The organism is Actinoplanes sp. NPDC051513, assembly GCF_044454685.1.
Classification (GTDB): domain Bacteria; phylum Actinomycetota; class Actinomycetes; order Mycobacteriales; family Micromonosporaceae; genus Actinoplanes.
The window spans coordinates 49,312-56,586 of sequence record NZ_JBITDW010000040.1; the positions used below are offsets into that span (position 1 = coordinate 49,312).

At 69.6% G+C, this 7,275-nt stretch carries 5 protein-coding genes; 2 read left to right on the top strand and 3 right to left on the bottom strand.

What is annotated here, in order from left to right:
- The first annotated feature begins 64 nt into the window (after positions 1-64).
- The gene (locus ACIA5D_RS49760; protein ID WP_396037754.1) at positions 65-1,900 is read left to right on the top strand and encodes a diguanylate cyclase domain-containing protein; all 1,836 of its coding nucleotides are present in this window, start codon (positions 65-67) and stop codon (positions 1,898-1,900) included.
- Here the strand turns inward: ACIA5D_RS49760 and ACIA5D_RS49765 are convergent.
- The 3 genes from ACIA5D_RS49765 to ACIA5D_RS49775 are packed head-to-tail and all read right to left on the bottom strand — an operon-like array spanning position 1,887 to position 5,553.
- Positions 1,887-3,530, bottom strand: coding sequence for a hypothetical protein (locus ACIA5D_RS49765; protein ID WP_396037755.1), 1,644 nt, complete (start codon positions 3,528-3,530; stop codon positions 1,887-1,889). The genes ACIA5D_RS49760 and ACIA5D_RS49765 overlap by 14 nt on opposite strands.
- Positions 3,527-4,144, bottom strand: coding sequence for a prepilin-type N-terminal cleavage/methylation domain-containing protein (locus ACIA5D_RS49770; RefSeq protein ID WP_396037756.1), 618 nt, complete (start codon positions 4,142-4,144; stop codon positions 3,527-3,529). Before ACIA5D_RS49770 ends, ACIA5D_RS49765 begins: the two co-directional genes overlap by 4 nt.
- Positions 4,144-5,553 (bottom strand): putative Ig domain-containing protein, encoded by a 1,410-nt coding sequence (locus ACIA5D_RS49775; protein WP_396037757.1) that lies wholly within the window; start codon positions 5,551-5,553, stop codon positions 4,144-4,146. Before ACIA5D_RS49775 ends, ACIA5D_RS49770 begins: the two co-directional genes overlap by 1 nt.
- A 117-nt stretch (positions 5,554-5,670) precedes the next feature.
- Here ACIA5D_RS49775 and ACIA5D_RS49780 point away from each other — a divergent pair, with 117 nt between their 5' ends.
- Positions 5,671-6,117 (top strand): PaaI family thioesterase, encoded by a 447-nt coding sequence (locus ACIA5D_RS49780; RefSeq protein WP_396037758.1) that lies wholly within the window; start codon positions 5,671-5,673, stop codon positions 6,115-6,117.
- Positions 6,118-7,275: the final 1,158 nt, after the last annotated feature.

Here is a 7,275-nt window from a genome sequence, read left to right on the forward strand (position 1 = left end):
GGCCGCGCGTCCCATGTATCGCACATGGGACGCGCGGCGCGGCATTTCGAGAGATCATGACGGGGTGAGTGGCCGCACATTCGGGATCCTGTCGCCCTTCGTCGGGGGCGACTACTACGGGGCAATCATCGAGGGAATCAACGCGGCGGCCTCCGATGGCGGCGATCGGATCATGGCGATCCAGACGCTCGACCCCGGCGCGCACAGCGCCGACCGGGCGGGGATTCCGGATTTCCGCAAGCCGCTGTCGTGGAAGCAACTGGCGGGGCTGGTGGTGCTACCGGGGGCGGTGGACACCGCGTACGCGATCGAGGCGCGCGCTTCCGGGCTCCCGGTGGTCTTCGTGGCGCAGGACGCGAACGGCAGCGGGTGCTCGGCGGTGCTCGCCGACAATCGCAGCGGCGTACGCGATGCCGTCGCCCACCTGATCGCGCACGGCCATGAGCGGATCGCCTTCGCCGGCCACCTCTCCCATTTCGATCTGCGTGAGCGGCACGAGGGGTACCGGGAGGGGCTGCTCGCGCACGGCATCACGCCGCGGGCCGACCTGCTGTTCGAGACCGGCGACAACCACGAGAGCGGCGGGGAGGCGGTCGCGGACGCGCTGATCAGGGCGGGGATGCCGGCCACCGCGATCGTGCTCGGCACCGACCGCAACGCGATCGGCCTGGCCGCGCGCATGGCCGCCGCGGGTTACGACCTGCCGCGCGAGCTGGCCGTGGTCGGCTTCGACGACATCGCCGACGCCGCGTACATGCGCCCCAGCCTCTCCACCGTTCTCCAGCCTCTCGACGCGCTCGGCTCAGCGGTCTACCAGCTGCTGCGTGAGCTTTTGTCAGATTCATCGTCGCAAACCCGATATGTCATGACGAGCTTCGTCCAGCGTGACTCTTGCGGCTGCCCGGCCCAGGGCCTTCCGGTCTCCGAGGAGCAGGCCCGCGCCCTCTTCGGCCAGGTCCAATACCTGCAGAGCACCCTCAACATCCAGTACGAGCTCGGCATCGAGCTGCTCGGCACCCACGAGCGCGACCCCCGAGCCCTGGAATGGCTGGGCCAGACCCCCGCCATCGCCGGCTGCCTCGGCCTGTGGACCCCCGGCGACGAGACCCGCCTGGAGATCGTCGGCGACTTCCGGGCCGGCTGCGACACCGGCGCGGCCCTCGGCGCCGACGAGTTCCCGCCCCCGCAGCTGTTCGAGATGACCGACGGCCCCGCCGGCGACGTCGTCTTCCTGGTCCCGGTGCGCAGCCGCAACCGCGACTGGGGCATGCTCGCCGCCGTCGGCCGCATCCAGTCCACCACCCCGCCCGGCCGCGAGATGATGAACCAGTCCGGGGCCCTGCTCGCGGCGGCCCTCGACTACGAGGTGATGATGGCGGCGCTGCGCGCACAGGAGGAGAGCCTGCGCAACGCCGCACTGCACGACCACCTCACCGGCCTGCCCAACCGGGTGCTGCTGGAAGACCGGATGGAGCAAGCCGGCCTGCGCGCCGCCCGCCAGCCCGGCTACCGGTTCGCGATCCTGCTGCTCGACCTCGACGGCTTCAAGGCGGTCAACGACACGCTCGGCCACGGGGCCGGCGACCTGCTGCTGGTCGAGGTGGCGCGCCGGCTCACCGGGCTGCTGCGCAAGTCCGACACGGTGGCGAGGCTCGGCGGCGACGAGTTCGTCATCCTCCTCGACGGGATCACCGAGCACCAGACCGTGATCGACAACGTCCAGGTGGCGATCGCCGCGCCGTTCTTCCTCGACGGCGAGCGGGTGGCGGTCGGGTGCAGCATCGGCGTGGCCGTCTCCGGGGACGGCGACAACGGATCCAACCCGGATCACCTGCTGCGCGAGGCCGACGCCGCGATGTACCGGGCGAAGTCCGAGGCGAAGCGCCCTACTTCTCGGTGAGGTCCTTCAGCGCCAGCGCGTCGATCACGTTCTTGTTCGCGTTCCACTTCTGCAGCGTCGAGCCGTCGCACCGGGCCACATAGATCTTGCTGATCTTGTTGACCGTCTGGTACAGGTCCGGGTTCGACAGCGTCGGGTCCCGCGGAGTCAGGCAAAGCCCGGTGTTGTCGACAATCTGATAGCTGGTGAAGTAGTTGCCGGTGTGGCCGAACACCTGCCACACCTGGTTGGCAGCGCCGGTGCACGCCTTCGTGGTCACGTACTTGCCGACCGCGGTGGCCTGCGGGCTCTGCAGGCAGTACACGCTGGTCTTGGTCATCGTGATGATGCCGGTCGCGGTGTTGCCGGGGTCCCCGTTCATGTCCGGGTTCGTGTCCGACGGCAGCGCCGGCACCGTGTACCGCTGATTCCAGAGGACGTTGTTCGGGTTCGGGTTCTGCTTGCACGGCCAAGCGATCATGAACGTCGCGTCCGGGTTCTGCCCGGTGTCGTCGAGGCACCGGCCGAACTGGTTGTAGTCGACCAGTTGGCCGATCTTCCGACCGGTCTCGGACGACGCGGCGCCGGCGCCGACGTTCGCCTCCGCCGAGAAGGTCTGGATGTTGTCGTACCCGCCGCTGCAGGTCTTGGTGAGGATGATGTTGCTGCCCGGCACATTGGGCTGCTGCACGTTGAAGCAATAGCCGTCGGTGTTGCTGCCGTCGAGCTTGCTGCCCATCAGGTTGGCGCTGTCGTTGAAGCTCCACGCCTGCCGGTAGAGCGCGGGCTTGGTTGTCTGGCAGGTCGCCATCACGATCTGGAGGCCCACCGCGTGCTGGTCGGTGGCGGTGTCCAGGCACATCCCGTTCGGGTGGTCGGCGGGCGTCTGCGAGGACACCAGCTGGATCTGGAGCGTGTCGGTGTACGCCCAGGTCTGCGTGGCCTTACCCGCGCTGCACAGTTGCACGGTCACCAGGGCGCCCTCGGCCGGGTCGCTGGCGCCCGCGTCGATGCACAGGTCGTTCAGCGCGCTGTTGGTGCCGCGGTAGACGTGGATCAGCCCACCGGAGATGTTCGCGTTCGTGGTGTGCACGATGTACGTGCCGGCGAGGGTCCGGTACGACAGATCGGCGGACCGGTCGGCCGCGTTCATGCTGTCCAGGCAGTTCTTGCCGGTCACCAGCCGACCCGCGCAGCCGTTCGCGGTGAACAGCGCGAAGGCCGGGGTCGCCGCCTTCGTCTGGTTCGCGCGCAGGAACGTCCCTTTGCCGGCCAGGCAGACCAGGGACTTGTCGGCCAGCTCGGTACCGCTCATCTCCTGCGGGTCGGTCTGGTAGTAGGCGGGCGTCACGGTGTACGACTGGTCCGTCTCCGGGTCGACCTTTCCGGAGAGCGCGTCGCACGGCAGCATGCTGGTCAGGCCGACCTCGTCGCCGTCCTTGCGCTCGGTCCACGCGGCGCGTACCTGCGCGAGACCGACATCCAGGCCGGCCTGTGCGGCGTGCAGCGCCATGACCCGCCGCGACGAGAAGCTCGACGTACGCACCGACGCCAGTACCAGGTTGGCCAGCAGCCCGCTGAGGGTGATGCCCACCAGCACCACCAGCATCGCCATCGGCAGCGAGCCGCGATCGTCCATCGGCTTGATCATGACGACACGCTCCGGCCCGCGATGCATGTGGACGAGTTCAGGGTCTGGGTGGCGTTCAGCGCCGTGAACGTCACGTTGGTCTGCCGGGTGCTCGCGTTGCTCCCCACGCCGACGGTCGAGCCAACGTTCAGCTGGAGCCGCTGGAACCGGAATCCGGTCGGCGAGTTCTTGTCCGCGGCGACGGTGGTGAACGGTGTGCTGCCGCTGACCCCGGTCGCCAGCGTCTGCCAGGACGTGGGGGCCACGGGGGTCACGTTCTGCGCCCACTCGCGACGCTGGAGCTCCTGTGCCGAAGCGCTCAGGCGCAGCTCGACGCAGGTGTCCACGGAGTCGAGGCTGACCAGGTACTCGACGTACCAGTCGCCGTTGACCTGGGCCGGGTCGCTGACGCTGCGGGCGTACCGGACCTCCTTGTCCAGGCGGGCGTAGGTCGCGTTCATCTGTCCCTGCGCCTCGAAGGAGGCGTCCGTCTTGTCGACCCACCGGTGGATCTCGACGATGCCGCCGGTGAAGATCGCCATCGCGAACGCCATCAGGACCATGGCGACCATGACCTCGATCAGCGTGACGCCCTCGTCCCCGCGGGGGTCCTCACCGTCGCGCAGAGCCAGCATCACGGCACCTTCCAGGTGACCGCACGGCTCGCCGTGGCGCCACTCGTGTCGGTGACGACGAACGTCGGCGTGTAGGTGCCCTTGGTGATGGGCGTCCCGCTGACCACGCCGGTGGCGGTGTTCAGCGACAGCCCCGGCGGCAGCAGGCCGGACGCGAGCGCCCATCTCACGTACGGCTGGATGCCGCCCGCCGCGACCAGCTGGTAGTTGGCCGCGGTGTTCAGGGTCGAGGTCACCGAGCTCGTGGTGACCGACAGCGCCGGCACGTTCCAGGTGAATGTCTGCGCCGCGGTCTGCCCGTTCTTGTCGGTGACCGTGATGGCGGCCTGCTGGCTACCGACGGTCGTCGGCGTGCCGGAGACCGTTCCGCTTGACGGGTCCATCGTCAGGCCGCCCGGCAGGCCGGTCGCGGCCCACGTGTACGGCGTGAGCCCGTTGCTCGCGGTGAACGTCTTCGAGTACGCCACCCCGCCTGTCGACGAGAGCGTGCCCGGGTTGCCGAACGTCAGCTGCTTGTAGATCGTCCACGTGAATGTCACGAAGTGGTACTGCTTGTAGTCGTCGGTGACGGTCACCTTGACCGCGGTGTACGACTTGTTGGTGGTCGGGATCCCGCTGATCACGCCGGTGCTCGCGTTGATCAAAAGGCCGTCGGGCAGGCCGCTCGCCGTCCAGGTCAGGGCGCCACCGCCGCCGGTCGCCGCCATCTGTACGGAGACCGGCAGGTAGACGTCGCCCGTCCGGGCCGTGCTCACGTCCGTGGTGATCTTCGGCGCGGCCGGCACGTCGCCGCTGTTGTCGAAGACCGGCTCGACGGTGTTCTTCCCGATCAACGAGGTGGTGATGTACGAGCAGAGCTGGTTCGCGCACAACCGGTCGGTCCAGGTGACCGCCACGATCACCCGGTAGAACATCACCGCGCTGCCGGAGGTGCCCGCCTTGCACTGCACCTGTGGGTCGGACGTGTCGCGGTAGCAGAGCTCGATGAACCAGTACTGCCGGTACGCTGCTCCGCCGATCGAGAGCGTCCTGGCGACGGTGGGCACGGCCGCGTTGGCGCCGTCGCCCACGTTCGCGGTCGTGTCGTACGGCACGGTGACGTTGTCGGCCGTCTGCCCGTTGAGCACGCTGCTGATGTTCGGCACGCCGGCGGCGGCCGCTTGCAGCTGGTCGTTGGTGCCCTGCTGGTCCCGCCCGCTGATCAGCGAGCTGACCTGGATGGCCCGCGCCCGCTCCATCGCGTCGTCGGCGGCCTGCATCGCGGTCTGCTTGTCGCCTTGCTGCCGGGTGAAGCGCACCGTAACGATGAACGAGGAGCTGAGCGCCAGCATCACCATCGACATGATCGTGATCGACACGAGCACCTCGACCACAGTGAAGCCGTCATCGCGCTGGCGGCTCGCGGGCACCGGCTCTCCTTCCACAGGTCTCATCCGCCCTATCGGCAGCGGACCGAGATCGGAAAGGATTTCTCGCGGCCATCCCCCGGACGCCTGACGGTCACCGTGGCTGCCGAGACTGACGGGATGGATGCGACGGCCGTGGCGCGTGACCTGCTCACCCCGGTCCCCGCGCACGAGACGACGGGCCTGTCGGTGATCTTCGCATGCGACGGCGTCGGCGTCGTGGCGATGGACGCGCCGCCGTCACTGTCGAACGTGATCGGCTCCCTGCACTCCAGCGGCCTGATCACCCTGATCGACGCCGCCGGACTGGCCGCCATCATCGCCGTCCACCCCGACATCATCCCGCTCGGCTCGGCCGCCACCCTTCGCTTCCTGGCGCCCGCGCGGGGCCGGCTGACCGCGACCTGCTCCCTCGGCACGCACGCGCGCGATCAGCTAGCGGCCCTGGCCGCCCAGGCCACCGACAAGATCAAAATCAAGACCACCGCCGACGTACGCGATGAGCACGGCGCCCTGGTCTGCCAGGGCACCTTCGACTGGAGCGTCAGGTCGAGTTCTGTCTCGTGAAGAGTGATTGATCCAGATGGCCGGATATGCCTGGCGGCGGCGGGCTGAGCTTTGCGTACCGTGAGCGGCTCCTCCGGTGGCCGGGGCGCGTCGCCGGCGTGTGTGGGAGCGGGTCTCGCCGGCGTGTGTGGGAGCGGGTCTCGCCGGCGGGGCGTGATCGCAGCGTCGTGGGATGCCGGCGATCGGCGCGGCGGGCCGCACCCACCGACGCCCCGGGCCGCGGCAGGCGCCCGGTCTCGCCACAGCGAGCTGCGGCGGCGCGGTGCGCCGACTGCGGCACGGTATGCGGGGTGGGGCGTGCGGTATACCGGGTGGGGCGTGCGGCGTGCCGGGCGCGATATACCGGGCGCGGCGGGCTGCGCAAGTCTCCGCTGCGGTCGACGCCGATTTCGCCGGGCCGGCCCCACACCGATGTGATCGATATTTGCCGTCGCCGGTGGGAGAGCTCTGGAATGGCGTTTGCCGCTGCGGAAGAATGGCGCCAAAACATCGCTGACGGAATGGGCTTGCACAGCGGCGGAATGCGGCAGGCGCCGCGAGTCGAATGGTGTGCGGTCTTGGTCGGCGTACGGGGCGAGGCCGAGCCGCGGTGCCGGTTGTCCGCAACGACCCGGCGCGGTCGAGCGGTGACCCGCCCCTGCGCCGAGAGGTTCGGCCCTGGTCGGCGCAGGCCGCCTGCTCGGCCGCGGCTGGCACGGCGGGCGCGGGCTGGGTGGCCTGCTCGGCCACGGTGGGCGCGGTTGACGCGGGCTGGGTGGCCTGCTCGGCCACGGTGGGCGCGGTTGGCGCCGGCTGCGTGGCCTGCTCGGCCACGGTTGGCACGGTTGGCGCGGTTGGCGCGGTTGGCGCGGTTGGCGCAGGCAGCGTGACCTGCTCGGCCGCGGCGGGTTTGCCAGGCGCCGCCGCGGTGGGCTGCGCGATCTGATTTCCCACCGGGCGCACCACCCGCTGCGCTGGTGAGCCGAGGTCCTGGTTGGTGCGGGCGGGCGGCGTCACCGGTGCCACTGGGCGCGTGGGTGTGCCCGCGCGGCCAGAGAAGAGCCGACGCTCGGCCGCCGTCAAAGGTGAACCGTCGTCACCGCCGTGCAGGCGGCGCAGCTTACGGGCGTGCCGCTCGACAAGCCCCCAATGCCGCGTAGCTTAAGTTGATCATGGTGT